The following is a 26,216-nucleotide window of genomic DNA, read 5'->3' as shown; positions in this document are numbered from 1 at the left end:
CGAGTCTTTACAACCGAACGGTTAACAGAGCTCAAACGAGGGAGTGCGGCACTATGGCAGAACGAAGAGGTTGAGCGGTACCGCATCGATGCGAACGATGACGCGTGCCTTGCGCCACTCGCCAGTACTGGCTCGCGTAAACGACGTGGCGGACCGTCAGGCGGACGTCACGGTCGGCGCATACCAGCCGAGCGCTTGCGAAATCTGCGTTGCGGTGCGCTTCAGCGCGACCAGTGCTTCGTCCGCGGAGATATGCGGAGTCTCGTCGATGACCTCGAGGAACGGGATGGTCAGCGCGGCAACGACGTGGCCGTCAAAGCCGAAGATCGGGCAGCTTATGTCGGAAACGCCGCCCATCCGCGCGCTGCGGATCGATTCATAGCCGCGTTCGCGGATTGCGGCGAAGGCGGCATCGAGCGCGTCGCGGGCCGCCGGGTCCATCGTTTGGTCGAGTATCGCGGATCGGGCCTCGTCGGCCATGAAGGCGAGCAGGACGTGCCCCGAGCAGTTTGTCGCCAAGGCTATGCTGGTGCCGAGACGGACGGCGAAACCGGTCGGGCCGGGGCTTTCCTGTCGAAGGATGATCAGCCCGGACGTGCCGTTGACGACGACGAGATGGCAGGATTGCATCGCGGTCGCCGCCAAGGTCTGCATCAGCGGCGCGGCGACGTGCGTCAGTTCCTGCGCAGGGGTCGCTCGGTGCGCCGTTTCGAGGAGCTTGTAGGTCACGCGGTAGCGATCGCTGCCGGGATCCTTGTGTAGCCAGCCGCGCCGGTCGAGCACGACGATCACGCGGAAAAGTTCGCTGATCGACCGCGACAGGCGGGTGGCGATTTCGCTGACCGTCAGGCCGTTCGGTTCGCGCGCGAGCAGTTCGATGATGTCGATCGCCTTTTCCAGCGCGGGTGCGGAATAGACGCGCGGATTTGCGCTGTTGGTGTCTGGCGGAGGCGGCGGCGAGGGTAGCGGCATGGTCGAAGCTATCGTGATTGCAGGCGCGATCCTTATGCCGCAAGCGCGCAGTGTCGAAACAACAATCCTTCATATCTGAAAGTTGCTGGCGGAGGTGTTGGCTTGCTAGGGGACATTGCACGCCGCGATTCCGGGATCGATGCGCATAATATGGGAGATGCCGCATGACGATCGCCTCGACGCTCGATTTCCGCGAAGCCGCGCGTAAGCGACTGCCGCGGTTCCTGTTCGAGTATGCCGATGGCGGCTCCTATGCGGAGGCGACGCTCGCGCGTAACGTCAGCGATCTGTCGGGGATCGCGCTGCGCCAGCGAGTGTTGCGCGATGTTTCGGATCTCGATCTGTCGACGACGCTGTTCGGCCAGCATCAGGCGTTGCCGGTCGGGCTCGGGCCGGTCGGCATCGCGGGGATGTACCATCGGCGCGGCGAGACGCAGGCGGCGCGGGCTGCGCATGCCGCGGGCGTGCCGTTCTGCCTGTCGACGGTGTCGCTCTGTTCGCTTGGCGAGGTGGTGAAGGCGGCGCCGACCGGGCCGACCTGGTTCCAGCTCTACGTCATTCGCGACCGCGCGTTCATGCGTGATTTGCTCGCCACGGCGAAGGCGGAAGGTGCGAAGGCGCTGGTGTTCACGGTCGACATGCCGGTGCCGGGTGCGCGCTACCGCGATCAGCATTCGGGAATGTCGGGGCCGCGCGCGCCGCTGCGCCGGATGTTGCAGGCGATGGGGCGGCCCGGCTGGGCGTGGGACGTGGGCTTGCACGGGCGGCCGCACCAACTCGGCAACCTCGAGCCGGTGCTGGGCAAGGCGAGTGGGCTGAATGATTACATGGGCTGGCTTGGCAACAACTTTGATCCGTCGATCGCGTGGAAGGACCTCGAATGGATCCGCGAAGGCTGGGACGGGCCGCTGATCATCAAGGGCATCCTTGACCCCGACGACGCGCGCGAGGCGGCGGCGATCGGTGCGGACGGGATCGTCGTGTCGAACCATGGCGGGCGGCAGCTCGATGGCGTGCTGTCGAGCGCGGCGGCGCTGCCGGCGATCGCGGAGGCGGTGAAGGGGCAGCTTACCGTGCTGGCGGATTCGGGCGTGCGGTCGGGGCTGGACGTGGTGCGGATGCTGGCGTTGGGGGCGGATGGCGTGTTGCTGGGGCGGGCGTGGCTGTATGCGCTGGCGGCGCGGGGGGAAGCTGGCGTGACCCAGTTGCTGACGCTGATCGAGCGGGAGATGCGCGTGGCCATGGCGCTGACGGGGGTGCGGTCGATTGCCGAGATCGATCGGGGTATTCTGGTTTAGGTTTCACGCACCTTTCCTCCCGAAGGAAGCATGTTTCCCCGCGAAGGCGGGGACCCAGACTGGGCTCCCGCCTTCGCGGGAGAACAAGGAAGTGGGTGGCGCGCCAGGTTGCTCAGTGGATCGTCGGCTGAAGCTCTTCACCCGACAGCGTCCGCCCGGCCTTCACCGCGAACGCCAGCACCACCAGGAAGCACACCGCCGGCACGAGCATCGCGGTGTCGATCCCGGCGAGGTCGGAGATATGCCCCATCAGCCCGGTCAGCACCGCGCCGCCGATGATCGCCATGATGATCAGCGAGGCGCCCGCGCGACGGAGCGGGCCGAGCCCGTCCATGCCGAGCGCGAAGATCGTTGGGAACTGGATCGACATGAACAGGCTGGCGAGGACCAGCGCGTATAGTCCGATCTGTCCGCCGACTAGACCTGCAACGGCGGCGAGCACGGCGCTTACCAGCGCGAAGATCGCGAGCAGGCGAGGGGGCGCGATTTTGCCCATCAGCGCGGTACCGGCGAAGCGGCCGATCCCGAACAGTACGAGGCTCGCGAACAGGTAATCCGCGGCATCGTGCTCGGCCATGCCGGGCACGTTCGCCTGCGCGTAACGGATCGTATAGCTCCAGATGCCGACCTGCGCGCCGACGTAGAAGAATTGCGTCACCGTTGCGAAGATCAGCCGCGGGTGGCGGAACACGTCGACGAACCGCGATGGCGCGCCGACGGTCTCTTCAGCACGGTGCTCTGGAAAGCGGATCACCGCGGCGGCGACCGCGAACAGGAGCACGACGAGGCCGATCACGAGATAGGGCGTCTGCACCGCGACGACTTCGCTGCGATAGAATGCCTCGCGTGCCGCCGGGCTCATCGCCGCGACCGTCGCCTCGTCGTGGACGATCGCCGACAGGATGAAATACTTGCCGATCAGCACGCCGGCGACGGTACCGACCGGGTTCGCCGCCTGCGCCCAGTTCAACCGCTTGGCCGCCGTCGTCGGGTCGCCCAGCTCTGTCATCAGCGGGTTCGCCGACGTTTCGAGGAACGCCAGCCCGCACGCGATCACGAACAGCGCGGCGAGGAAATACAGATACTCCCCGTAATGCGCGGCGGGATAGAAGAGCAGCGCCCCCGCCGCATACAGCACCAGCCCGGTGACGATCGCGGTCTTGTAGCCCTTCGCCCGCGTCACCAGCGCCGCCGGCATTGCGAGCAGGAAATAGCCCATGTAGAAGGCCTGCTGGACGAAGCTCGTCTGGAAGTCGGTGAGCGTGAACGCCTTCTTGAACTGCGCGATCAGGATGTCGTTGAGGTTGTTCGCCATCCCCCAGAGGAAGAACAGCGCGACCGTCAGCACGATCGCCGGCACATATTTCCTGTCGGCGGTCGTTCCGCTCATGATCCACTCCTGATTATGTTCTTGTTCGTCAGTCTATCGCGCGGTCGAGATGGGTATAGCCGCCATCGACGTAGAGCCATTGTCCGGTGGTGTGGCTCGCCCGGTCGGACAGCAGGAAGACCACTGTGTCGGCGATCTCGCGATCCTCTGTCATGCGGTGGCCTAGAGGGATGCGCGATACGATGCCGCCCAGCTTCGCCTGCGGATCGTCGAAACTGTCGATCCAGCGCTGGTAGAGCGGCGTCATCACCTCGGCGGGGATCACCGCGTTGACGCGGATCCCATCGCCGCGCAGCGCCACCGCCCATTCACGGGTCAGCGCCAGTTGCGCCCCCTTGGCAGCGGCATAGGCGCTGGTGTCGCCTTGCCCGGTAATCGCGGTCTTCGACGAAATGTTGACGATCGCGCCGCCGGTCTTGCGCAGATGCGGCACCGCGTGATGCGCCATCGCGAAATAATGCACGAGGTTCTGGTCGAGCGACGCGCGGAACTCCGCAGGCGTCCGGCCAAGCCCGATATTGTCGTTGGCGCCCGCGTTATTCACCAACCCGTCGATCCGGCCATAGCGTGCGACCGCCGCCTCGACCGCCGCCGCGCACGCAGCGTCGTCGGACAATTCGGTCGCGACGAACAGATGCTCGGCCGTGAAGTCCTCCGGCGCGCTCCGCGACACGATCACGGGGATCGCGCCTTCCTCGGCCAACCCCCGCGCGATGGCGAGGCCGATGCCGGCCCCGCCACCCGTGACGATCACGACCTTGCCGTCGAGACCGAGCTTCATCCGGCGAACCGATAGTCGATCAGCGACTGCGGCTTCATCTCGATCGAATAGCCCGGCAGACTCGGCGGCATATAGGCCGCGTCGCGGATCACGCAGGGGTCGACGAAATGCTTGTGGAGATGGTCGACATACTCGATCACGCGCCCCTCCTTGGTCCCGGAGAAGCAGAGATAGTCGATCATCGAGAGATGCTGGACATATTCGCACAGCCCGACGCCGCCCGCATGCGGACACACCGGCAGGTCGTACCGGGCCGCCAGCAACAGCACCGCGAGCACCTCGTTGACGCCGCCCAGACGGCAGCTGTCGATCTGCACGACGTCGATCGCGCCCGCCGCCATGAACTGTTTGAACATGATCCGGTTCTGGCACATCTCGCCGGTCGCGACCTTCACCTCGCCGATCGCGTTGCGGATCGCCTGGTGGCCGAGGATATCGTCGGGGCTGGTCGGTTCCTCGATGAACCACGGTTTGGCGAAGGCGAGCGCGTTCACCCATTCGATCGCCTGCGGAACGTCCCACACCTGGTTCGCATCGATCATCAGCTTGCGGTCAGGGCCGAGCACTTCGCGCGCGATCGTCAGGCGACGGATATCGTCATCGAGATCGCGACCGACCTTCAGCTTGATATAGTCGAAGCCGGCATCGACCGCCTCCTGCGCGAGCCGACGCAGTTTCTCGTCGGGATAGCCGAGCCAGCCGGCCGACGTGGTGTAGCAAGGGAAACCGGTCGCCTCGAGATCGGCGATCCGCGCGGCCTTGCCCTCCGCGCGGTTCGTCAGCAACGTGAGCGCGTCTTCCGGGGTGATCGCGTCGGTCAGGTATCGGAAGTCGATCGTCCGGACCAGTTCCTCCGGGGTCATGTCGGCGACGAGGCGCCAGACGGGCTTGCCGACCGCCTTCGCCCACAGGTCCCAGATCGCGTTCACGACAGCGCCGGTCGCGAGGTGGATCGCGCCCTTGTCGGGGCCGATCCAGCGCAACTGACTGTCGCCGGTCAGGTGCCGCCACATCCGACCCGGATTCTCGATGATCCAGTCGAGGTCGAGCCCGATGACGAGATGCCGCATCGCCTCGATCGCCGCGACGCAAATGTCGTTGCCGCGGCCGATCGTGAAGGTCAGGCCGTGGCCTTCGAGACCGTCCGTATCCGTCTCCAGCACGACATAGGCGGCCGAATAATCCGGATCGGGGTTCATCGCGTCCGACCCGTCGAGCCCCGCGCTGGTCGGGAAACGAAGGTCGATCGTGCGCAGGCCGGTGATGGTCGTCACGCGGCGGCGACCATCGTCTGCGTCTGCTCGCCGAGGCCATCGATGCCGAGGCGGACCGTCTGGCCTGCACGCAGATATACCGGCGGCTTCTGGCCGAGACCGACGCCCTTGGGCGTACCGGTCGAGATGATGTCGCCCGCCTCCAGCGTGCAGAAGTCGCTGAGGTAGGACACGATCGTCGCGACGTCGAAGATCATGTTGGCGGTCGTTCCGTCCTGATAGCGATGGCCGTCGACTTCGAGCCACAGGCCCAGCTTTTGGGGATCGCCGACCTCGTCCGCGGTGACGAGCCAGGGACCGATCGGCCCGAACGTGTCACAGCCCTTGCCCTTGTCCCACGTGCCGCCACGCTCGAGTTGGAACGCACGCTCGGACACGTCGTGGACGACGCAATAGCCGGCGACATGCGACAGCGCGTCTTCCTTCGCAATGTGGCGGCCGGGCGTACCGATGACGACGCCGAGTTCGACCTCCCAATCGGTCTTTTCGGAGCCGCGCGGGATCTCGACATCGTCGTTCGGGCCCTGGATCGCGCTGGTCCACTTACCGAACACGACCGGCTCGGCGGGGAGGGCCATGTTGCTCTCGGCGGCGTGGTCCGAATAATTCAGGCCGATGCAGATGAACTTGCCGGTCCGCGTGACGCACGGCCCGATCCGCGGCGCACCGTCGACCTTGGGCAAGGTCGTCACGTCGAGCGCGGCGATCTTCGCGAGCCCCTCAGGCGAGAGCAGGTCGCCAGCGATATCGCCGAGGTCCGCGGGAAGCGTGCGGATGATGCCGTCCTCATCGAGGATACCGGGCTTTTCCTGGCCGCGCGGGCCGTAACGCAATAATTTCATGGGATGATCCTTAGTTGACCCAGCCGCCGTCGATCACGTGGACCGCGCCGGTGGTGAAGCTCGATTCGTCGCTGGCGAGATACAGGAACAGCGCTGCGATCTCCTCGGCGCGGCCGAGCCGGCCCATCGGCTGGCGCGCGACGAACGCGGCGTCGGCCTCGCTGACCGAAATGCCCTGAGTCCCTGCTTGCGAGACGATGCGTTCGCGCAAGGACGGGGTCTCGATCGTGCCTGGGCACACGCAGTTGCAGCGGATTCCGCGGCCGACGAAATCGGCTGCGATCGCTTTAGTCAGCCCGACCACCGCCGCCTTCGATGCGCCGTAGGCGTAGCGGTTGGGGATGCCCTTCACGCTCGACGCGATGCTGCTCATGTTGACGATCGCGCCGCCGCCGCGTGCGAGCATGCCGGGCAGGAACGCGCGGGTCATGCGGTGCATCGCGTGGACGTTGAGGTCGAACGACAGCATCCAGTCGTCGTCGCTGCCTTGCAGGATATCGCCCGCCGCGACGAAGCCGGCGACGTTGGCGAGAATGTCGATGTCGCCGATCGTGGCGGGCAGCGCGGCAATCGCGCTGGCGTCGAGCAGGTCGACGACCAGACGTTCGACGCCGTCGATCGCCTGCAGCGTATCGCCATCACGATCGAGCGCGAAGACCCGTGCGCCCTCGTCGCGGAAGCGTTCTGCGGTGGCGCGGCCGATGCCTTGTGCCGCCGCGGTCACTACCGCGGTCTTGCCGGACAGTCTCATTCCATCTCCTGCGCGTCGTTGTGCGTTTCGGTGGTTTTATTAGTCAAAGTGACTTTTGAAAAGGGGCGGCGGCGCTATTGTCGCGGGAGTACGCCGTATCGAAGGAATTTCCGTGACGTATCGCATCGTGACCGCGCTGGACCTCGTCGACGACGCAGCCCTGATCGCCGCCTACCGTGAACGACACGCGCCGGGCGCCGTGTGGCCCGAGGTCGTGCGCGACATCGTCCAGCGGGGGTATCGAGAGATGGAGATCTGGCAGGTCGCCGACCGGCTCGTGATGATTGCCGAGGTCGAGGACGATTTTCCACGCGCGGCCGACCCGGCGTTGCAGCCGGTCGTCGCGTCCTGGGAGACGGCGATGGACGTGTATCAGAAGCCGATCGCTGCGGACGGGCCGAAATGGGCGGTGATGGAGCGGATCTTCTCGCTTGCGGATCAGACCGCCGGCTGATCCTTCTCGTGTCTGATGCCGTTACGGCGTGAGTGTCACGAAGCTGTCCATCACGCGCTTGCGGCCGGACTGTTCGAAGTCGATCTCCAGCTTGTTGCCTTCGATCTCGGCGATCAGCCCGTAGCCGAATTTCTGGTGGAACACGCGCATGCCGAGCGACAGGTCGTCGCGGCCCTTGTTGCCGAGGCTGATCGCGCTGGACCGGCTTTCGACGACGCGTGCGGGTTTGGTGGAGAAGGTGCTGCCGGTGCCCGACGCGCGCTGCCAGCCGGGACCGCGACCGGTGCCGCGGGCGACGTCGGCGAACGGGTCGGCGCGGTCGGACCAGTTGGCTTGCCATAGGCTCGCGCCGCCCGACATCGTGGTTTCGGTGTCGATATGTTCGGCGGGGAGTTCGGCGACGAAACGGCTCGGAATCGAGGAATTCCACTGGCCGTAGATGCGGCGATTGGCAGCGTGGATGATGACCGCAAGTCGGCGTGCGCGCGTGATCGCGACATAGGCGAGGCGGCGTTCCTCTTCGAGGCTCTTCACGCCGCCTTCGTCGAGCGAGCGCTGCGACGGGAACAGGCCTTCCTCCCAGCCGACCAGGAACACCGTGTCGTATTCGAGGCCCTTGGCGGCGTGGATGGTCATGATCGTGACCTGCGGATCCTGCGCGCCGCCCTCGTTGTCCATCACGAGACTGACGTGTTCGAGGAATGCGCCGAGCGAGTCGTATTCCTCCATCGCGCGGACGAGTTCGCTCAGGTTCTCGAGGCGGCCGGTCGCCTCGACCGATTTCTCGGCCTGGTACATCGCGGTATAGCCGCTCTCGTCGAGCAACTGACGCGCGAGTTCGGCGTGCGGCAGGCTGGTTGCCATGTCGCGCCAGCGGGCGATGTCGCCGACCAGGCGGCCGAGCGATTTCTTCGCCGCCCCGGTCAGTTCGTCGGTGTCGAGGATGCGCGCGGCGGCGGTGGTCAGCGGCGTGCCGGTGGCGCGCGCGAGCTGGTGGATGCGCGCGACCGCCTTGTCGCCGAGGCCGCGCTTTGGGACGTTGACGATGCGTTCGAAGGCGAGATCGTCCGCCGGCTGGTTGACGACGCGGAGATACGCCAGCGCATCGCGGATCTCGGCGCGTTCGTAGAAGCGGAAGCCGCCGACGATCTTGTACGGCATGCCGATCGCGATGAAGCGGTCCTCGAACTCGCGGGTCTGGTGCTGCGCGCGCACCAGGATCGCGACCTCGTCGAGGCTCTTGCCGGAGCGGCGGACGATGTCGATCTCCTCGCCGACGCGGCGCGCTTCCTCGGGGCCGTCCCAGACGCCGATGACCTTGACCTTCTCGCCGACGTCGCGCTCGGTCCAGAGCTGCTTGCCGAGCCGCCCGCCATTGTTGGCGATCACGCCCGACGCCGCGCCGAGGATGTGCGGCGTGCTGCGGTAATTCTGTTCGAGGCGGATGACCTTCGCGCCGGGAAAGTCGCGCTCGAACTTCAGGATGTTCTCGACCTGCGCACCGCGCCACGAATAGATCGACTGGTCGTCGTCGCCGACGCAGGCGATGTTCTTGCGCTCCTGCGCGAGCAGCCGCAGCCAGAGATATTGCGACGAGTTGGTGTCCTGATACTCGTCGACCATGATGTATTTGAAACGCTGCTGATACTGCGCGAGCACGTCGCGGTGCGTTTTCAGGATGACCAGCATGTGGAGCAGCAGGTCGCCGAAATCGCACGCGTTGAGCGCGATCAACCGCGCCTGGTATTGCTGGTACAGCTCGCCACCGCGACCGTTGGCGTAACGCTCGCTCTCGCCCGCATCGATGTCGGCAGGGACGAGGCCCTTGTTCTTCCACTGGTCGATCAGCCCGGCGAGGCTGCGCGTCGGAAAGCGCTTCTCGTCGATGTCGGCGGCGAGGATCAGTTGCTTCAACAACCGCAACTGGTCGTCGGTATCGAGGATCGTGAAGTTCGATTGCAGCCCGACCAGTTCGGCGTGGCGGCGCAGCATCTTCGCGGCGATCGCGTGGAAGGTACCGAGCCACGGCATCCCCTCGACCGCGTCGCCGACCAGACGACCGACCCGCTCCCGCATCTCGCGCGCGGCCTTGTTGGTGAAGGTGACGCTGAGGATCTCGGACGGCCATGCCTTCTTCGTGAAGATCAGATGCGCGAGGCGTGCGGTGAGCGCCGCAGTCTTGCCGGTGCCGGCGCCGGCGATGATCAGGACGGGCCCGTCGGTGGTCAGCACCGCCTCGCGCTGCGGCGGGTTGAGACCGCGCAGATAGGGAGGCTCTGCTTGCGGCGCGGACGTTTGGGCGATCTGGTTCACCGGTGAACAGGTAGGGAACGGGGGGCGATGGGGCAAGCGGGTATGGCTTGCGCGGTTCGACGATACGTGGAACAAGTTGAGAACATAGAGGGAGGCGGGCATGCTGGCGGGACGATGTCATTGCGGAGCTATCAGCTATGTCGCGGAGGGCGAGCCCGAGCATCACGCGCTGTGCCATTGCGGCGATTGCCGGCGAAGCGCGGGTGCGCCGATGGTAGGCTGGATCGCATTCAGGTCCGAGCAGGTGACCATCTCGGGCGATCCGGTGACGTATGAATCGTCGGCGAGCGGTCGGCGTCAATTCTGCGGACGGTGCGGGACGGGACTGTTCTATACCAATGCCGAGTATCTGCCGGGGATCATCGACGTGCAATCCTGTACGCTGGACGATCCCGAGGCGGTCGCGCCGGGTACGCATATCCAGGTGGCCGACCGATTGGCGTGGATGGCGAATGTGGCCGCTCTGCCTGCGTTCGAGCGATATCCGGGGATGTGACCTAACGCCTCATCTAGAGTTTCGGCGCGTCGTCGGACCGTCGTCAAACCGTCGCGCGAGCGTAACGAACCACGGGTAGGGGATGCGCAGCGACGTGGTTCGTGGTCGGAGATGCCGCACTTAGAAAGGTGTCCCGACGCGCTGGCGCCGTCGCCCGCAGGCATAGCCTCGCGGACCGCAGGACCATTTGAGGAACATCATCATGAAGCTTTTCATCAGCGTCGCTTCGGCGGCGATCGTCGGCGCTTGCCTGTTTTCCACGGGTGCTTCCGCGAGTTCCGGGCGTGACCCGGTATCGGTGCGCGTGTCGCGCGCCGGGCTCGACCTGACCAGCGATGTCGGGCGCACGGCGTTCCAGCGCCGGCTGCGTTCGGCGATCGTCGGCGCCTGCCAATCGCACGGCGCCGGCCTCGCGGCGCTCGCCGACGCGCAGCAGTGCCGCAAGGAAATGACTGCGGATGCGGACGTGAAGATGGCCACTTTGTTCGGCCGCAATGGCATGCAGCTCGCGAGCATCGGTGAAGCTCGGTGAATTAACTCGCTGATTAAGGTCGAGGAGGTCGGTTCCGAACATCCTCCCCCGCAGGGGGGAGGTGGCGCCGAAGGCGACGGAGGGGGAGGACACGGAACGCACGTTGTCCTCTGCCTCCCCCTCCGTCTGGCGAGGGCCAGCCACCTCCCCCTGGCGGGGGAGGATTGTAGGGGGCGACGTCCCAAATAGGGTCGAACGATCGCTTGATTTACATCTGTCATAAGATTGTCATCGTAAGGGCCGACTGCACATTCCTATGGCAACCTCCACATTTGCACCCGATGCGGTGACGGCTGATTCGAGCGCTACCGCTGCGCCGCATACCGGTCCCAAGCTCGATCATTCGCTGCATCCGTCCGGGCGCTGGATATTCCTCGCCGTGCTGATCGGCGGGCTTGCCTATGCGGGGTTCAGCATCGCCTTCGATACCGCGCAGGTCGGCGAGAGCCTGGCGGGCGGGGCGTTCGCGTTCCTCGCGCTCGCGCTGCTGATCGCGCTCGGGTTCGAGTTCGTGAACGGGTTCCACGACACCGCCAACGCGGTCGCCACCGTCATTTATACGCATTCGATGCCCGCGCCGCTCGCGGTCGTCTGGTCGGGGTTCTTCAATTTCCTCGGCGTGATGCTGTCGTCGGGCGCCGTGGCGTATTCGATCGTCACGTTGTTGCCGGTCGACCTGATCCTGAACGTCGGCAGCGTCGGCGGGTTCGCTATGATCTTCGCGCTGCTGCTTGCGGCGATCCTGTGGAACCTCGCGACCTGGGCGGTCGGGCTGCCCAATTCGTCGAGCCATGCGCTGATCGGCTCGATCCTCGGCGTCGGCCTTGCCAACCAACTCATCAACGGCGGCGGCGCGGACGGCACGTCGGGCGTCGACATGGTGCAGGTGTGGAAGGTTCTCTCTGCGCTGGCGTTCAGCCCGATCGTCGGGTTCGTCGGCGCGCTGCTGCTGCTGCTTGTGATGAAGCGCTTCCTCCGCGACAAGAAGCTGTACGAGGCGCCCCAGGGACAAACGCCGCCGCCGCGCGGCATCCGTGCGCTGCTGATCGGCACCTGCACCGCGGTCAGCTTCGCGCATGGCAGCAATGACGGGCAGAAGGGGATGGGGCTGATCATGCTCATCCTGATCGGCTGCGCGCCGACGGCCTACGCACTGAACCGGACGATGCCTGAGAGCGCGATGCCGGCGTTCGTGCATAGCGCGCAGGCGGCATCGGCCGCTTACCGCGCGCATGCCGATGGTGCGCCCGCCGACGTCGCTACGTCGCGTGCGCAGGTCACCAAGGCGCTGAAGAGCAAGCATGTCGCCGACCCGGTCATCTATGGCGCGCTGGCGACGCTGTCGGACGACGTGTCGAGCCGGATCGAAAGCTATGGCTCGCTCGGCAAGGTGCCTGCCGCGGCGACGCCGAACCTGCGCAACGACATGTACCTCGTGCTTGATACGACCAAGCTGATCGCCGAGGACAAGTCCGCGCAGAGCCGCTTCACCGCGCAGGAGATCACGACGCTCAAGAGCTACAATAGCGGGCTCGAGCAAGGCACGCGCTATATCCCGACCTGGGTGAAGGTTACCGTCGCGCTGGCGCTGGGCCTCGGGACGATGGTCGGGTGGAAGCGGATCGTCGTCACCGTCGGCGAGCGGATCGGCAAGACGCACCTGACCTACGGCATGGGCGCGTCGGCCGAACTGGTCGCGGCGGCGACAATCCTGCTGGCGGTAAAATACGGCATGCCGGTGTCGACCACGCATATCCTGTCGTCGGGTGTCGCGGGTGCGAGCGTTGCCAACGGCGCTGGGTTGCAGCGACGGACTGTGATGAACATGGCGCTGGCGTGGGTGATGACTCTGCCGGTGGCTATGCTGCTGTCGGGTGGCCTGTACTGGCTGCTGCTGACGCTGGCGCATAGTTTCGGGTATTGAGCGGCTCGGCCGTCATCCTGACGAAAGTCGGGATGACGGCGGTAGGTTGGATCGGAAGGGTGCCGGTCCCAGCGGCGGAACCGCTCCCTCGCGCCGCGGGTTGCCGGGACCATGCGATTACGATGCTCGATCTGTGGGAACTGGGACTGGCTCGTGCGCGAGGACTGGTTCGAGTGTAGCCACTGCCGCCTGCTTGTTCGCGATGTGAGCGAGGTCGGTGCGGTTGCCGACGAGATCGTCGCTCGGTTGGGAAGCGGGCTTGTTGACCTACAGCGCGATCCTGCGGAGCGCTGGATGCTCGACCCAGCCGGTTTGCGGAACGCGGCGTGGCGGTTTGGGTTCGAGGTGGAACCGATCGCCGTTGCGCGGGGCGATGTCCGCTTTCTCCCTGATTATCGCTCAGCGCAAGCGCACTCGGCTCCCGCGACGACTGTGCCGCACGCGATAGGCCTCGGCATCATGGCGCGGCCCGCCGACGCCAACGACATCGTCGAGATCGCGACCGATTATCGCACCGCGTTTGCCCGGATCGTCGTCCTGCTCGACGGCACGGCTGACGAAGCCTCCGAACTTGCAGCGCGTCTTCCCTGGGTCGAGGTCGCCCATCACCCCCTCGCAGGCGATTTCGCCGCGCAACGCAATCGCCTCCAAGACGCAATGCAAACCCGCTGGGTGTTGCAGATCGATACCGACGAGCGCCCCGACGGCGCGTTGCTCGACGCGCTCGGCTGGCTCGTCGCCGCGGCAGATCGCGACGGCTTGCGCTCGCTGGGCCTGCCGCGCCGCAACCTCGTCGACGGGGTACCGTCTGCGTCCTATCCGGACATCCAGTACCGCCTCAACCGTAGCGATATCCGCTTCGCCGGCCGCGTTCACGAGCGCCCGATCGTACCGTTCGTCGAGAGTTCGCTGGCGCTGGCCGGTGCTCTCGAACACCGGCTCGATGGCGACCGGGTGCGCGAGCGGACGCGGATCTACGAGGCTATGTCGACCGGCGCGGGTAGGCCGGAGGACGAGGCGTTGCTGCTCGTCTCCTTCGACCCGATCGCGGTGCGATAGACCGCGGTGGTCTCCGCGGACAGGGTATCGCGCGTGAACATCCCCGACGCACGCCGGCTCGCCGCGGCGTACTCCGCACGCAAGGCCGGGTCTTCGATCAGCCGCTGGATCTGCGTGGCCAGGTCGTCGCCGGTGCAGGCCTTAGCCAGTAATCCGGCGCCGCTCTCGCCGATGAATAGCCGGGCGCTTGGGTCCTCAGCGCAGGCGACGACCGGCCGGCCGAACATCATCGCCTCCTGGTACACGAGCCCGAAACTCTCGTAGCGCGAGGGTGCGACGATGACGTGCGCCGCGCTCATCAGGTCGTGCAACGCCGGTTCGTCGACGCGGTGATGGCATCGCAGCCGCGCTCGCGCGGTGGACGGGAGCGCCTTCAAATCGTCGGCATGGACGCCGACGATCGTGAGTCGGAAATCGCGCATCCCGGCATCCGCACGTCGGGAGAGGATCCTTAGAGCCATGATCAGGGCATCGAACCCCTTGCGGTGCTCGTCACGTCCGACGAACAGCAGTTCGATCGGCTGGTCCTCAGGGACATCGTCGGGATAGGCTGCGGCAGTTCCTCGCGCAACGATCTCCGGCGGCAGGCTGAGGCCGATGACTGCGTGGCGCCCGACCGGCCCGGGGGCCTCGACACCGTACAATGCCGCGATCTTCTCGCCGTGAAGCTGCGTGTTGGAGATCAGCGCCTTGTTGAAGCGCGCTGCGATCCGCTCCGCGAGCATCGCCACGCGCCGATCGAACCGGTCGCGGAGACTCGTTACCGTCTCGGCCGAGGTCGCTGCCGGGGTCGAGTTGCGCGTCACGAGCGGCGCGGGGCCGGTAAGCGCGATCGCCAGCCCTGGGGCGTACCAGTTGGTCGCCTCGACCACGTCGAACGGCTCGCGACGGTGCTCGCGTGCGACTGCCCGCCGGAACGCGAACGGCGCGACGAGATGCCCGATCCCGGCGATCTTGCGGAGGCGCGCGGCGAGCGACCCCTCGCGCAACCCACAGCCGATGACCGAAACCCGGCCGTCGTGACTGTCTTCGCGCCGGTCCATAGTGAAGACACAGACGTCGTTGCCAGACTGTGCCAATGACTGCGCGATCTCACGCGCGGCGCGAGTAAGTCCGCTCTTTTCAGGAGGATAGGCCCAAGTGAGTAGAGCGATCCTCACAGCGATGGATCACCGAGCGAACGAGGCGCCGCAGGGAACGTGATAACCTGCGTCAATACCGGCATGTAAAGTATCATCGGCCCGGAACTCGGCAACCCCATGAGCGGTTCCTTACGTGAATTGCAGATGAACGGGGGAAGGGTGTTCGTACTACATATCGCGTTGCAGGGGTGTTTACGCGCAACCGACGTCGAATACGGAATCACCGCGGATACCGGGGGCCATATCCGGTACCTTCTCGATCTCGTCGCTGCCAGCGGCCGCAATGTGGCGATCGACCGGATGGAAATCGTTACGCGTGCATTCCATCATGCGGCGTATGCCGAATGCTATGCCGAACCGATCGAGACGATCGACGGCACGACGCGTATCGTCCGATTGCTGACCGCGTCCGATGCGTATCTCGTCAAGGAAGACCTGTGGACCGAGCATGACAGCTTGGTCGAGGCTTTGGTGGCGCATATCGCCAAGCTCGATCGCGCGCCCGACGTCATGCACGCGCACTATGCCGATGCCGGACTGATCGCGGCGCGTGTGTCTGCACGGACCGGCATCCCCTATGTCTTCACCGCGCATTCGCTCGGCCGGGTGAAGTTGGCCGCGTTCGATCGTGAGTGCGCGGAAACCGCGGGTCTCGATCGCCGGATCGCGATCGAGGAAGAAGCCATCGCCGGGGCGGCCGCGATCATCGCGTCGTCGCGTGACGAGGCCGAAGTCCAGTATGCCAACTATGATGCATATGACCCCGGCCGGATCCGCGTGTTCGCGCCGGGTAGCGATCTCAAGCAGTTTGCGGACTGCGGCACCGATGCTCGCGTCGATGCGCTGATCAATCGGTTCCTCGACGATCCCGCCAAGCCCGTGATCCTCGCGATTGCTCGCCCGGTGACAAAGAAGAACCTGGCTGCGCTCGTCCACGCTTATGGCCGGTCACCCGCGCTTCAGGCCGCGGCTAATCTCGTGATCCTGGCGGGCACGCGTGACGACAGTGCGACGCTGGAGCCCGAGATTCGCGACAACATCGCCGAACTGCTCCAGTTGATCGACCGTTATGACCTGTACGGCAAGGTCGCCTATCCGAAGCAGCACCGGCCCGACGATATCGCCGCGGTCTATGCTCATGCCCGCACCCGGCGCGGCGTTTTCGTCAATCCGGCGCTCAACGAACCGTTCGGGCTGACCTTGCTCGAAGCGGCCGCGAGCGGCCTGCCCGTGGTCGCTACCGACAGCGGTGGGCCGAACGATATCGTCGAGACCTGCGGCAACGGCATCCTCGTCGATCCGCGTTCGCCTAGCGCCATCACCGATGCGATCCTGAAGATATTAGACGATCCGGCGCTGTGGTCGCGCTACTCAGCGGCAGGATCGGTAGCGATCCGCGCCTATGACTGGGACCGGCACGTACAGCTTTATACCGGGTTGCTCGCAGAGGTCGTGAACGCCGCGCCTGCGGTCACGGACCGGAAGCCGGAATTGCTGTTGGTGTCGGATATCGACGGAACGCTGCTCGGCTGTGCAAAAGGCGTCGATGATTTCACCGCGTGGCACGACGCGCAGACCGATGTCGCGTTCGCGATCGCGACGGGGCGCAGCTTCCACAGCGCGATGGCGGTGCTCGGGCAGCATGATGCGCCGCGCCCCGAAATCCTGATCACCTCGGTCGGCTCGGAGATCTATTACCGGACGGTGCGCGGGGCGGTGTACGACCGCGATACCGAATGGGACGGGATCATCGCCGCGGGCTGGGACCGCGAGGCGGTTGCCGCGTTGATCGGGCAACATGCCGGACTGACGCCGCAGAGCCCGCTCGAACAACGCCGGTTCAAGCTCAGCTATTTCGCGGATGGCGATATGGCGGCGGCCGAGCGGGTGCGGGCGTTGCTCGCGGAACACGGCCACAGCTGTTCGATCATCCAGAGCCACGGTCGCTATCTCGACATCCTTCCGCATGCCGCATCGAAGGGTACCGCGGTCGAGCATGTCCGCCGCCGCCTCGGTCTCGAACCGCGACAGGTGATCGTCGCTGGCGACAGCGGCAACGATATCGAGATGCTGCGATCGTCGCGTCACGCGATCATCGTCGGCAATTATTCGGACGGCCTGGGATCGCGCGTGGACTTGGCGCACGGCTATGTCGCGATCGGCCATCATGCTCGCGGCGTGATCGAAGGTGTGGCGTTCTTCCGTGATGCGGCAGCCGGGATCGACGTCGAGGGTATCAGGAAGGCATCGTGACGTCCTCGACGGTAAGCGTGCTGACGTTGGTACGCGGGCGCCGCGCGCATCTTGTGAACCTGATCGCCGGTCTCAACGCATCGACGCGCAAGCCGGACGAATTGGTGATCGCGTACATGCAGGATGCGCCGCACGCCGATCTCCCGCCGACCGACTTTCCGGTGCGCGCGGTGTTCGTCGCGGGGGAGGCGATGCCGTTGGCGGCGGCGCGCAACCGTGCGGCGGCGGCTGCCCGTGGGGATCAGCTGATCTTCCTGGACGTCGATTGCGTTCCTGCGCCGACGTTGGTCGAACGCTACGCGGCTACGGCGATCGAGCCAGACGGTATTCGGTTGGGCGAGGTGCTGTATCTCCCTGCCGGCGCGCTGGACGCCGGGCTGGACTGGGACAAGCTCGACCGGGTCGGCCTGCGTCACCCGGCCAAGCCACCGATCGCGCCCGATGAAATACGGCCGACGCCGAGCCACGGCGAGCTGTGGGGCCTGTCGTTCGCGATCCCCGCGGCGGACTGGGCGCGGGCAGGGGGGATGGACGAGCGCTATGTCGGCTATGGCGGCGAGGAAACCGACTTCGCCGCACGGCTCGAGCGCGCCGGGGTGCCGATGTGGTGGGTCGGCGGTGCGCGGGCGTATCACCAGCATCATGTCGTCCACACGCCGGCCTACCAACATTTCGACGCGATCGTTCGCAATGCGCGGTTGTTTCGCGGGACTTGGGGGCGGTGGTGCATGGACTATTGGCTGGGGCATTTCTCCGAGCGGGGGCTGATCGCCTGGGATGCGGATACGATTACGGTGCTGCGGGGCCCGACTGCGAAAGAGGTGGCCGCGTCGAAGATGCCGCCGGAGGTTTTGTTTAGCTGAGATGCTGCGGAAGCGCTCGTAAGCCAAGCCCTGCGAGATGACCTTCCAACATTTCCATCCTCCCCCGCCAGGGGGAGGTGGCACCGAAGGTGACGGAGGGGGAGGGCACGAAACGGTGGTTGGCTTACCTCCCCCTCCGTCTGGCAAGTGCCAGCCACCTCCCCCTGGCGGGGGAGGATCGACAGGGCACGATTCTAACCTGCGGCCCAAAGCGAGACCGCCAGTCCTTCCAGATAGTCCGCGGCGACCTTGGCCGCATCCGCATCGTACAGGTCGGCGAGCGCGACAGGATCGAGCGCCTTCGCGGCGTCGAGTATCCCCCGCCACGGTGCCAGCGCCCCCGGCCATGACGGCAGCGCGACCGCGGCGCCAAGCTCCGCAAGACGCTCCGCCTTGCGGGTCTGTTCGCCGAAATACCGCCATTCGGGCGCGCAGACATAAGGCCGACCGACGCGTGCGATCTCGTGCACAGTGTTGTCGCCAGCTGATGCGATGACGACGTCGGCGGCGGCGATGTGGTCGGTGACGCCGGGGACCCAGCCGAGCTCGACGAGATTGCCGAAGTCGGTCTCATGCCCCTCGCGGTGGACCGGCCCGAGCACCAGCCACAACGCATCCGGCACCGCGCGCGCCGCCATCGTCAGCGGCGCGTAGGGCGTGCCCGCGCCGCCGCCACCGGTAAGGACGACGATTATTTCCTTGGTTGGATCGAGGCCGAGCTTGGCGCGCGCTTCTTCCTTGGTCGGAACGGGATCCACGGTCGTGCAAAGGCCGCCTGCGTAGCACGTGTTGGCGCGGACCCAGTCCGGCGTGTCCGCCTGTTCGAGTGCCTCGCCGAACGGTGCGAGCAGGCCCACGCTTGCCTGGTAGGCGCCCAGATGACCCGGATCGAGCCGGTCGCCGTGCATCCGGATGCTGATCGCGGGCACGCTTGCGATCCGCGCCAGCAGCGCGATCTCGGCGGAGACGTCGACCACGAACAGCGCCGGATCGACGTCGTCGAGATGGACGATGATCGTCCGCATCGTCGCGCGAGTCTTCGCGACGCCGAGCGGGACGCAGTGCATCACCTCGGGCGTCGCTTGCGCGAACAGTCCCGGCGTCGGCACCGGCGCACCGATCATGTCGGGCAGCGCGGCAATCGTGATCGGCCGCTCGAACCCGTCGAACAGCGACGGCTTGGCGGTCAGGATCGTCACCGCGCGCTCGGACGGCAACTCGCGGATGATCGCCATCGCGCGATTGGCATGGCCGCGACCCTGGTGATGGATGAAGAACGTGATCGGCTTGGTCATGCCGAACGTTGTACCGATCCGGACTCCGAAGGCGATTGATATCGATCAGCATAGTTCGCGCTCAGTCCGAACGCAGCCTCGACCTCGGGATCGAGCCACGCGGCGATATGTTCGGCATCAGCAGGGGCGAGTTCGGGATAAGCCGTCGGAACATAGGGCGCATAGCCTTGCCCCTTGTAGCTGGTGATCGGCACATATTCTTCGCGCCGTGGGATCCCGGTCGCCTCGGACAACGCCTCGACGAACGCCGACGGCGCTCGCGCGAACGCATCATAGCCCAGCAACGCGACGTTGTGCGTCCGGTTGGTCAACGACGCCCAGTGGCGCAGCTTCGCGGTGCGCTTGGCGATGCAATTGGCGAAGCGTTCGCCGGTTTCCGGATCGCGCTCGTGCAGCATCTCGTCGCCCTGCATCGGATGCCCCGGCTCAATGGGACCGAAATGATCGTCCCAATAGCTATGCCACTGGCTGCGGATGAACACGTCGAACGGCTCCGCCTTGAGGTCCGGGTGCGCGTGCCAAGGCTGGCGGTGAAGGCTACGGGTCCAGTCGAACGCGTCGCGCGCGACCACCAGCACCAGCGTATCCTTCACGAACAACGTCTGCGGGGGCACGAACCAGTGCTTGAAGCCGAAATCCTCGGTGATCGTCACGCTCGGCATGTTAGCCTCGATCGCGCGCGTGACGAGATTGGTACCGCTGCATCGCTGGCCGTAAACCTGGACTCGCGTGATTGGCACGTCGCCCCGCTTGAGGATCCGCAGGCCATCCAAAGGCTGGAGCCAGTTCAAGGGTTTAACGTGCGGTTTGGCGGGCGTCGACATGGGGAATGCCGCTAGCGCCGACTCGCCTTTCATACAACCATCCCACCTCGTAGCGTGACGGGGAACCGCTTCGACGATCGCGGTGGTATCCGGAAACATACCGGACAAACGCCGGGTCCATGCGGCCGCCATGATCGCGAACCATCACGGCTTGCCTGGCCCTGCTTCGTACGTTCCCGGTGGGAATGCATCCGCTACCAGCGAGACCACGCAACCCGAAGGCGCCCGGATCGTCATCGTCGACGACGATCCGGGCTTGCGCGATCTGCTCACCGAGTTCCTGGTCGATCATGGACTTCAGGCGGAGGCCGTCGAGAGCGGGGCGGCACTGCGGACCCGTTTGGGGCGATCGCCTTGCGACCTGATCGTGCTGGACATGATGATGCCGGGCGAGGACGGGCTGTCGATCCTGCGGACGCTCCCGCAAGGCGCCGGCGCACCCGGGGTGATCATGTTCTCCGCGCTCGGCGGCGAGATCGACCGGGTGGTGGCGCTCGAAGTGGGGGCCGACGATTACGTGACGAAGCCGTCCAGCCCGCGCGAGATCCTGGCGCGGATCCGCTCGGTGTTGCGGCGTCGGGGGATGGGTGGAGCGGTGCCGGACAGTCCCCCAGTCGTGGCGGGCGCGCACTTGGGCGCGATCGATATTTTCGCGTTCGCCGGGTGGACGCTCGACTGTCGGATGCGCGTGCTCCACGCACCGGACAGGACGCCTATCCGACTGACCGACGGCGAGTATCAGCTGCTCGTCGCATTCGTATCGGAGCCGCAGGTGGTACATTCGCGCGACGCGATGATCGCCCGCTCGGGACGGACCGAAAGCATGGCACGTGGGCGCACGATCGACGTCAATATCAGCCGGTTGCGGCGGAAACTGCTGGCGTTCGATCCGACGGAGATCATCCGGACGGTCCGCGGCAACGGCTATATCTTCATGCCGGCGGTCGTCGCGAAGTAGCGTTCGGTCAAAGCGACACGTCGATCCGATTGCTGCGCTGGCGTGCACGCGGTACGTTCTTCGGATGCAGACACAGCCGACCGTCCATCCGCGGATCGCCGCGTGACTCGTATCGACGCGCACCAGCATTTCTGGTCCTATTCGCCGTCTGCATTCGACTGGATCGATACCGACAGCGTGCTCGCTCGCGACTTTTCGCCTGCCGATCTAATGCCATTGCTGGACGGCGCTGCGATCGATGGTTGTATCGCGGTGCAGGCGAGACAGAGCGACGCCGAGACCAAGTGGCTGCTGGAGCTCGCGGCTGCGCATCCGCGGATCATGGGTGTGGTCGGCTGGATCGATTTGCGGGCCGACGACATTGCCGAGCGGCTGGAGACCCGGTCGGGATCTTCCAAACTCGTTGGCTTTCGGCATATCGTCCAGGACGAGCCGGACGACGATTTCCTGCTGATGCCCGACTTCGTCCGCGGGGTCCGGGCGACGGTCGAGCGCGGTTTCAGCTACGACATTCTCGTCAAACCCCGCCAGGCGATCCATGTCCGTCGCTTCTGCGATCTGGTTGCGGCGGGGCGTTCGACGGCGCCGCAGCTGATCCTTGATCATGGTGCGAAGCCCGACATCGCGCACGGTGGTTGGCAGCCTTGGGCGGATGCGATCGCCGACATGGCGCAGGTGCCGTCGCTCTATTGCAAGATTTCCGGGCTCGTCACGGAGGCGGATCACGCGACGTGGACGGCGGACCAGATCGCGCGGTATCTCGATCACCTGCTTGCGTGCTTCGGCCCTGACCGCCTGATCTTCGGCTCCGACTGGCCGGTCTGCCGCCTTGCCGCCGAGTATCGCCAGGTCGTCGACCTGATCGACGGGTTCGTCACGCGCGCTTGCCCGGAGGCGCGGGACGCGATCTTCGGCGGCAATGCCCGGGCGGCCTATGGGGTCTAGAGGTTCACACCCGACCAGTCGCCGCGGCTGATCCGTTCCGCCGCATCAGCGATCGCGGACCGGGCGGCTGCGTCGTCGCGGAGTTCGGGTGGGAAGCCCAGTCCGGCCTCGATAAGGCGCGCTACGACCTCGGCCGGCGTTCCGTCGCGTCCCGCGTCCGCCAGGCGATCGCCGGCTGGATCGACGATCGGGGTATTGTTGCAGGTGCGGTGCATCAGGAACGCTACCCACGCGCCGAGCGCGGTGACGACGCCGGTGGGCATGCGACCAACACGGCGGTTGGCGACGAGCGTATCGCCCAAACGGTAAGGAAGCTTCTGCGAACCGTCCTGCGCGATCTGGTCGAGCCGGTGGACGATGACCGGGTTGCGGAACCGCTGGAGCACGGCAGCGCGGTAGGCATCCAGGTCGAGGCCGGGGGTGCTGGGCAGCATCGGCATGATGTCGTCGCGGATCATCGCGTCGACGAACCCGGCGAGCGCCGCATCGTTCATCGCGTCCGCCACGCTCGCCGCGCCGCGGAGCAGGCCGACATAAGCGAGCGTCGAATGCGCGCCGTTGAGAATTCGCAGCTTCGCCTTCTCGTAGCTGGCGACATCGGTTGTGATCGTGGCGCCGACCGACGCGAGATCGGGACCGAGCGGCGTGCCGATGTCCTCGATCACCCACTGCACGAAGGATTCGCGTTGGACGGCGGCGAGGTCTTCGAGACCGATCGCTTCGGCTACGTCATCGTAGAGCGCAACGTCGGACGCGGGCGTGATCGAATCGACCATCGTCGACGGCACCCGCACTTCGCCGGCGATCCAGTCCGCCAGGTCCGTGTCGCCCACGCGGGCGAAGGCGACCAGGGCGGCGTGGAGCTTGGCGCCGTTGCTGGCAAGATTGTCGCACGGCATCGGCACGAACGGCGCGATCCGCTCAGTCCGACGCGCGGCAAGGCCAGCGACCAGCCATCCGACCAGGCTGCGCGGCGTGTCGGTCCCCGCAAGATCATGGACGATATCGGCATGCGACAGGTCGAGTGTGCCGTCGGCGGCGAGGCAATAGCCCTTCTCGGTCACGGTCGACGTCACCAGCCGGACCGCGGGATCGGCGAGCAGTGCGTGCGTTTCGGTCGCGTCGTCGGGCCCGAGGAACCGGCGATGCGCACCGATCACGCGGTTCGACGATTCGGCGTCGCGGATCGCGAGCGTGTAGAGCCCGTCCTGCTCGGCAAGTGCTGCGACCGTCCGCTTGCTGCGCATCGAGACTGCGGCGATGCCCCAGCGCGGATCATGGTCCAGCAGCGCGTCGATATACGCCGCCTGATGCGCGCGGTGGAATGCGCCCGGCCCGAAATGGACGATGCCGATCGAGGGAAGGGGGCGGCCTCGCGGGCTCTCGATCGTCGCTGCAAGCTGGTCGAGCGTCGCATGGGTCAGTCGGGTCAAAGCGTTACTCCACGTTTCCAGATCGCGATCTCGCGTTCGCCATTGCGCTCGGCGGCGGTCTCGCGGCCCGATGCGATCGCGGCGATGCAGTCGAGCAACGCCGTTTCGGCCGAGGCAAATCCCTGGTCGAGGACCTGTCCGGCGTCGAAATCGATCCAGCCTGGCTTGCGCTGGGCAAGGTCAGTGTTCGACGCGATCTTGATCGTCGGTACGGGAAACCCGAGCGGGGTACCGCGTCCGGTCGTGAACAGGATCACGGTCGCGCCGGCGGCGGCGAGGGCGGTCGAGGATACCGCATCGTTGCCGGGCGCCTCCAGCATCGTCAGCCCGTCGGTCCGTGCCTGCGCGCCATAGCCGATGACGTCGACGATCGGCGAGCGGCCGGCTTTCTGCACCGCGCCCAGCGACTTTTCCTCCAGCGTCGTGATTCCGCCGACGACGTTGCCGGGGGAGGGGTTCTCCGACACCGGTTCGCCGTGATCGATGAAATATTGCTTGAAGCCGTTCACGACGCCGACGATCGCGTCGAACACCGAAACGTCGGCGGCGCGGTTCATCAGCGCCTGTTCCGCGCCGAACATCTCGGGGATTTCGGTGAACACCACGCGGCCGCCGGCGCCGACGACCTCGTCGCTCATCCGGCCCACCAGCGGGTTGGCGGTCAGCCCCGACAAGCCGTCGGACCCGCCGCACTTCACGCCGAGCACGAGCCGATCGAGCCCAACCTCCTGCCGTTCGCAGGCCGCCAACGTCGCCAGTTCCTCGACCAGAGCGATGCCTTCCTCGACCTCGTCGACGCTCAGCTGCGCCGTCAGCGTGCGGATCGCCGGGCGTCGCCATGCGGGAATCGCCTCGACCAGCGCATTGATCTGGTTCTCCTCGCAGCCCAGCCCGACGATCAGTACGCCGCCGGCATTGGGATGGCAGGCGAGGCTCGCGAGGATCTGGCGCGTGCCGTCGAGATCGTAGCCGAGTTGCGAACAGCCGTGCGGGTGGCTGAACGCGTGGACGCCGTCGATCTTGCCGGCCAAGGTCACTCCGGCCCTGGTGGCGATCCGCTCGGCGGTCCGCGCTACGCAGCCGACGGTGGGGAGTATCCAGATCTCGTTGCGCGTGCCGACCCGACCGTCGGGCCGAACGAAACCGCGAAAGGTCGCATGGCGGGGGGATGTCGCGACCGGCTCGTCCGTTGGGGCGAAACCGTAATCGAGCGTGCCGGCCAATCCGGTCGACAGGTTCTGACTGTGGACATGATCGCCCGGTGCGATGGTGTCCGTCGCCCGCCCGATCGAATAGCCGTATTTCGTCACGTCCGCCCCGGGTGCGATCGCGTCGAGTGCGATCTTGTGGCCGCGCGGAACGGCCTGCGTCAGGGTGAGCAGGGCGTCGCCGGTATCGATCCGGTCGCCGATTTCGCCGTCGCGCAGCAGCGTCGCGACGCTGTCGCCTGCGCGGACTATCACTGCATCGACCATTCCGAACCCTCCTCCCCGTTTTCCGCGTGCAGGACCGCATAGTATCAAAACGGCGCGCGACGCACGAATAAAGCTATCTGGGAGCATCATCAGTTTGGGCAGGATGCGCGGTAACTCCGCGGAGATTATTGGTAGTTCAGCGCATTTCGAGCACCAGCAGCACTCAAGTACACGTTTTGACGTGGCATCGTCCAAGCCCAGGTCGATTGGACCGGTGCGTGACACCGGTCCAACAGATTAGTTGCTGTCGGAATCGTCGCCATCGTCGATCGCGAGATACAGACCACCACCGACCGCAACGGCGGCAAGAGCGATGATGATGAAACCACCGTCGGCGACCTTGGACTTCTTGACGGTCGGCGTGCCGGCGCGTGCCGACTTGATCGTCGAGAGGCTGGATGCCGGGTTGGCCGAAGCTGCGTTCGCTGCAACCGGTGCGGCGAGCAGCATGAGGCCAGCCGATGCCGTGGTAAGTGACTTAAGAAACATGAAATCTCCACTGTTTGAGTAAGACTTCATCCTAAACCACAAAGTATCTTAACATGAAATAAGTTTCATAAATCAAAGAATGTTCGTAAGGCCTAAGTGTCGGTAGAATCTAAGAATTTGCCCGGATACCCGTCAAATCCCGCCCATCGCGAACGTGTCTCGCCCGGGATTGGCTTTGAGATTGGACTTTTAGACACCTGGGGGGAGCGGCAGGTCAGACGCCGTCGAAAGAACGACTGCAACTGGCCGAGCACATTTGCAAAGGGAGTTCCGGCCTACCGGCATCTCGCGAAGAAGCGAGGAATTGTCCGGCTGGAAAATGGCTCCCTGAGTAGGATTCGAACCTACGGCCACTCGATTAACAGTCGAGAGCTCTACCGCTGAGCTATCAGGGAACGTTGCCGGAGGCGGCTCTATAAACGGCCGGTCGGACGATGCAAGCGGGTTTCGCCG

Annotated in this window: 23 protein-coding genes and 1 tRNA gene; 10 read left to right on the top strand and 14 right to left on the bottom strand. The window is 65.7% G+C overall.

Annotated elements, in window-relative coordinates; all coding sequences use genetic code 11:
- Nucleotides 1–156: 156 nt before the first annotated feature.
- The gene (locus C8J39_RS01530) at nucleotides 157–972 is read right to left on the bottom strand and encodes an IclR family transcriptional regulator (RefSeq protein ID WP_120299036.1); all 816 of its coding nucleotides are present in this window, start codon (nucleotides 970–972) and stop codon (nucleotides 157–159) included.
- A gap of 164 nt (nucleotides 973–1,136) precedes the next feature.
- Here C8J39_RS01530 and lldD point away from each other — a divergent pair, with 164 nt between their 5' ends.
- Complete coding sequence (gene lldD / locus C8J39_RS01525) at nucleotides 1,137–2,270, top strand: FMN-dependent L-lactate dehydrogenase LldD (protein ID WP_120299035.1); 1,134 nt, start codon at nucleotides 1,137–1,139, stop codon at nucleotides 2,268–2,270.
- Between the two features lie 112 nt (nucleotides 2,271–2,382).
- On the opposite strand, the gene fucP is transcribed toward lldD, so the two are convergent.
- The 5 genes from fucP to C8J39_RS01500 are packed head-to-tail and all read right to left on the bottom strand — an operon-like array spanning nucleotide 2,383 to nucleotide 7,308.
- Nucleotides 2,383–3,660: an L-fucose:H+ symporter permease gene (fucP, locus tag C8J39_RS01520; RefSeq protein ID WP_120299034.1), complete on the bottom strand. Its 1,278-nt coding sequence runs from the start codon at nucleotides 3,658–3,660 to the stop codon at nucleotides 2,383–2,385.
- Between the two features lie 28 nt (nucleotides 3,661–3,688).
- Complete coding sequence (locus C8J39_RS01515) at nucleotides 3,689–4,441, bottom strand: SDR family oxidoreductase (protein WP_120299033.1); 753 nt, start codon at nucleotides 4,439–4,441, stop codon at nucleotides 3,689–3,691.
- On the bottom strand, nucleotides 4,438–5,715 hold the full coding sequence (locus C8J39_RS01510) for an L-fuconate dehydratase (RefSeq protein WP_120299032.1): 1,278 nt from the start codon (nucleotides 5,713–5,715) through the stop codon (nucleotides 4,438–4,440). The genes C8J39_RS01515 and C8J39_RS01510 overlap by 4 nt, the downstream gene beginning before the upstream one ends.
- The gene (locus tag C8J39_RS01505; RefSeq protein ID WP_120299031.1) at nucleotides 5,712–6,557 is read right to left on the bottom strand and encodes a fumarylacetoacetate hydrolase family protein; all 846 of its coding nucleotides are present in this window, start codon (nucleotides 6,555–6,557) and stop codon (nucleotides 5,712–5,714) included. The genes C8J39_RS01510 and C8J39_RS01505 overlap by 4 nt, the downstream gene beginning before the upstream one ends.
- A gap of 10 nt (nucleotides 6,558–6,567) precedes the next feature.
- Nucleotides 6,568–7,308 carry an SDR family oxidoreductase gene (locus tag C8J39_RS01500; RefSeq protein WP_120299030.1) on the bottom strand — a complete coding sequence of 247 codons (741 nt, stop codon included), beginning with the start codon at nucleotides 7,306–7,308 and terminating at the stop codon, nucleotides 6,568–6,570.
- A gap of 112 nt (nucleotides 7,309–7,420) precedes the next feature.
- On the opposite strand from C8J39_RS01500, the gene C8J39_RS01495 reads away from it, so the two are divergent.
- Entirely contained in the window at nucleotides 7,421–7,762 is a 342-nt protein-coding gene (locus C8J39_RS01495; protein WP_120299029.1) for an L-rhamnose mutarotase, read from the top strand.
- Between the two features lie 21 nt (nucleotides 7,763–7,783).
- Here C8J39_RS01495 and C8J39_RS01490 read toward each other — a convergent pair whose 3' ends face one another.
- Nucleotides 7,784–10,066, bottom strand: a complete 2,283-nt coding sequence (locus C8J39_RS01490) for an ATP-dependent helicase (protein WP_120299660.1) — start codon at nucleotides 10,064–10,066, stop codon at nucleotides 7,784–7,786.
- Nucleotides 10,067–10,175: 109 nt separating this feature from the next.
- On the opposite strand from C8J39_RS01490, the gene C8J39_RS01485 reads away from it, so the two are divergent.
- From C8J39_RS01485 to C8J39_RS01470, 4 genes are all read left to right on the top strand, one after another.
- The gene (locus tag C8J39_RS01485; RefSeq protein WP_120299028.1) at nucleotides 10,176–10,571 is read left to right on the top strand and encodes a GFA family protein; all 396 of its coding nucleotides are present in this window, start codon (nucleotides 10,176–10,178) and stop codon (nucleotides 10,569–10,571) included.
- 202 nt (nucleotides 10,572–10,773) lie between these two features.
- The gene (locus tag C8J39_RS01480) at nucleotides 10,774–11,103 is read left to right on the top strand and encodes a UrcA family protein (RefSeq protein ID WP_120299027.1); all 330 of its coding nucleotides are present in this window, start codon (nucleotides 10,774–10,776) and stop codon (nucleotides 11,101–11,103) included.
- A gap of 256 nt (nucleotides 11,104–11,359) precedes the next feature.
- Entirely contained in the window at nucleotides 11,360–13,027 is a 1,668-nt protein-coding gene (locus C8J39_RS01475) for an inorganic phosphate transporter (RefSeq protein WP_120299026.1), read from the top strand.
- 111 nt (nucleotides 13,028–13,138) lie between these two features.
- Nucleotides 13,139–14,086: a hypothetical protein gene (locus C8J39_RS01470; RefSeq protein WP_120299025.1), complete on the top strand. Its 948-nt coding sequence runs from the start codon at nucleotides 13,139–13,141 to the stop codon at nucleotides 14,084–14,086.
- Here the strand turns inward: C8J39_RS01470 and C8J39_RS01465 are convergent.
- A complete protein-coding gene (locus tag C8J39_RS01465; protein ID WP_120299024.1) occupies nucleotides 14,002–15,246 on the bottom strand; it encodes a glycosyltransferase family 4 protein in 1,245 nt (414 codons plus the stop codon). The genes C8J39_RS01470 and C8J39_RS01465 overlap by 85 nt on opposite strands.
- A gap of 141 nt (nucleotides 15,247–15,387) precedes the next feature.
- Here C8J39_RS01465 and C8J39_RS01460 point away from each other — a divergent pair, with 141 nt between their 5' ends.
- Both C8J39_RS01460 and C8J39_RS01455 read left to right on the top strand, forming a co-directional pair.
- Nucleotides 15,388–17,481, top strand: a complete 2,094-nt coding sequence (locus tag C8J39_RS01460) for an HAD-IIB family hydrolase (RefSeq protein ID WP_120299023.1) — start codon at nucleotides 15,388–15,390, stop codon at nucleotides 17,479–17,481.
- Entirely contained in the window at nucleotides 17,478–18,344 is an 867-nt protein-coding gene (locus C8J39_RS01455; RefSeq protein ID WP_120299022.1) for a glycosyltransferase family 2 protein, read from the top strand. The genes C8J39_RS01460 and C8J39_RS01455 overlap by 4 nt, the downstream gene beginning before the upstream one ends.
- Before the next feature lie 194 nt (nucleotides 18,345–18,538).
- Here C8J39_RS01455 and C8J39_RS01450 read toward each other — a convergent pair whose 3' ends face one another.
- Nucleotides 18,539–19,639 carry a glycosyltransferase gene (locus C8J39_RS01450; RefSeq protein WP_120299021.1) on the bottom strand — a complete coding sequence of 367 codons (1,101 nt, stop codon included), beginning with the start codon at nucleotides 19,637–19,639 and terminating at the stop codon, nucleotides 18,539–18,541.
- Complete coding sequence (locus tag C8J39_RS01445) at nucleotides 19,636–20,463, bottom strand: KilA-N domain-containing protein (RefSeq protein WP_147420647.1); 828 nt, start codon at nucleotides 20,461–20,463, stop codon at nucleotides 19,636–19,638. Before C8J39_RS01445 ends, C8J39_RS01450 begins: the two co-directional genes overlap by 4 nt.
- Nucleotides 20,464–20,593: 130 nt before the next feature.
- On the opposite strand from C8J39_RS01445, the gene C8J39_RS01440 reads away from it, so the two are divergent.
- Together C8J39_RS01440 and C8J39_RS01435 are read left to right on the top strand one after the other, a co-directional pair.
- Nucleotides 20,594–21,421 (top strand): response regulator, encoded by an 828-nt coding sequence (locus C8J39_RS01440; RefSeq protein WP_120299019.1) that lies wholly within the window; start codon nucleotides 20,594–20,596, stop codon nucleotides 21,419–21,421.
- A 102-nt stretch (nucleotides 21,422–21,523) separates the two neighbouring features.
- Nucleotides 21,524–22,366, top strand: coding sequence for an amidohydrolase (locus C8J39_RS01435; protein WP_120299018.1), 843 nt, complete (start codon nucleotides 21,524–21,526; stop codon nucleotides 22,364–22,366).
- Here C8J39_RS01435 and C8J39_RS01430 read toward each other — a convergent pair.
- From C8J39_RS01430 to C8J39_RS01415, 4 genes are all read right to left on the bottom strand, one after another.
- Entirely contained in the window at nucleotides 22,363–23,799 is a 1,437-nt protein-coding gene (locus C8J39_RS01430; protein WP_120299017.1) for a mannitol dehydrogenase family protein, read from the bottom strand. The two genes, C8J39_RS01435 and C8J39_RS01430, sit on opposite strands and share 4 nt — an antisense overlap.
- Complete coding sequence (locus C8J39_RS01425) at nucleotides 23,796–25,274, bottom strand: UxaA family hydrolase (protein WP_120299016.1); 1,479 nt, start codon at nucleotides 25,272–25,274, stop codon at nucleotides 23,796–23,798. The genes C8J39_RS01430 and C8J39_RS01425 overlap by 4 nt, the downstream gene beginning before the upstream one ends.
- 237 nt (nucleotides 25,275–25,511) lie before the next feature.
- Nucleotides 25,512–25,763, bottom strand: coding sequence for a hypothetical protein (locus C8J39_RS01420; protein WP_243649680.1), 252 nt, complete (start codon nucleotides 25,761–25,763; stop codon nucleotides 25,512–25,514).
- 320 nt (nucleotides 25,764–26,083) lie between these two features.
- Nucleotides 26,084–26,158: transfer RNA gene (locus C8J39_RS01415), tRNA-Asn, on the bottom strand.
- Nucleotides 26,159–26,216: the final 58 nt, after the last annotated feature.

The sequence above is a fragment of the Sphingomonas sp. PP-CC-1A-547 genome (assembly GCF_003610375.1).
GTDB lineage: Bacteria > Pseudomonadota > Alphaproteobacteria > Sphingomonadales > Sphingomonadaceae > Sphingomonas.
The sequence above is the reverse complement of the archived record's forward strand: the minus strand, read 5'-3'. Positions and strand labels throughout refer to the sequence as shown.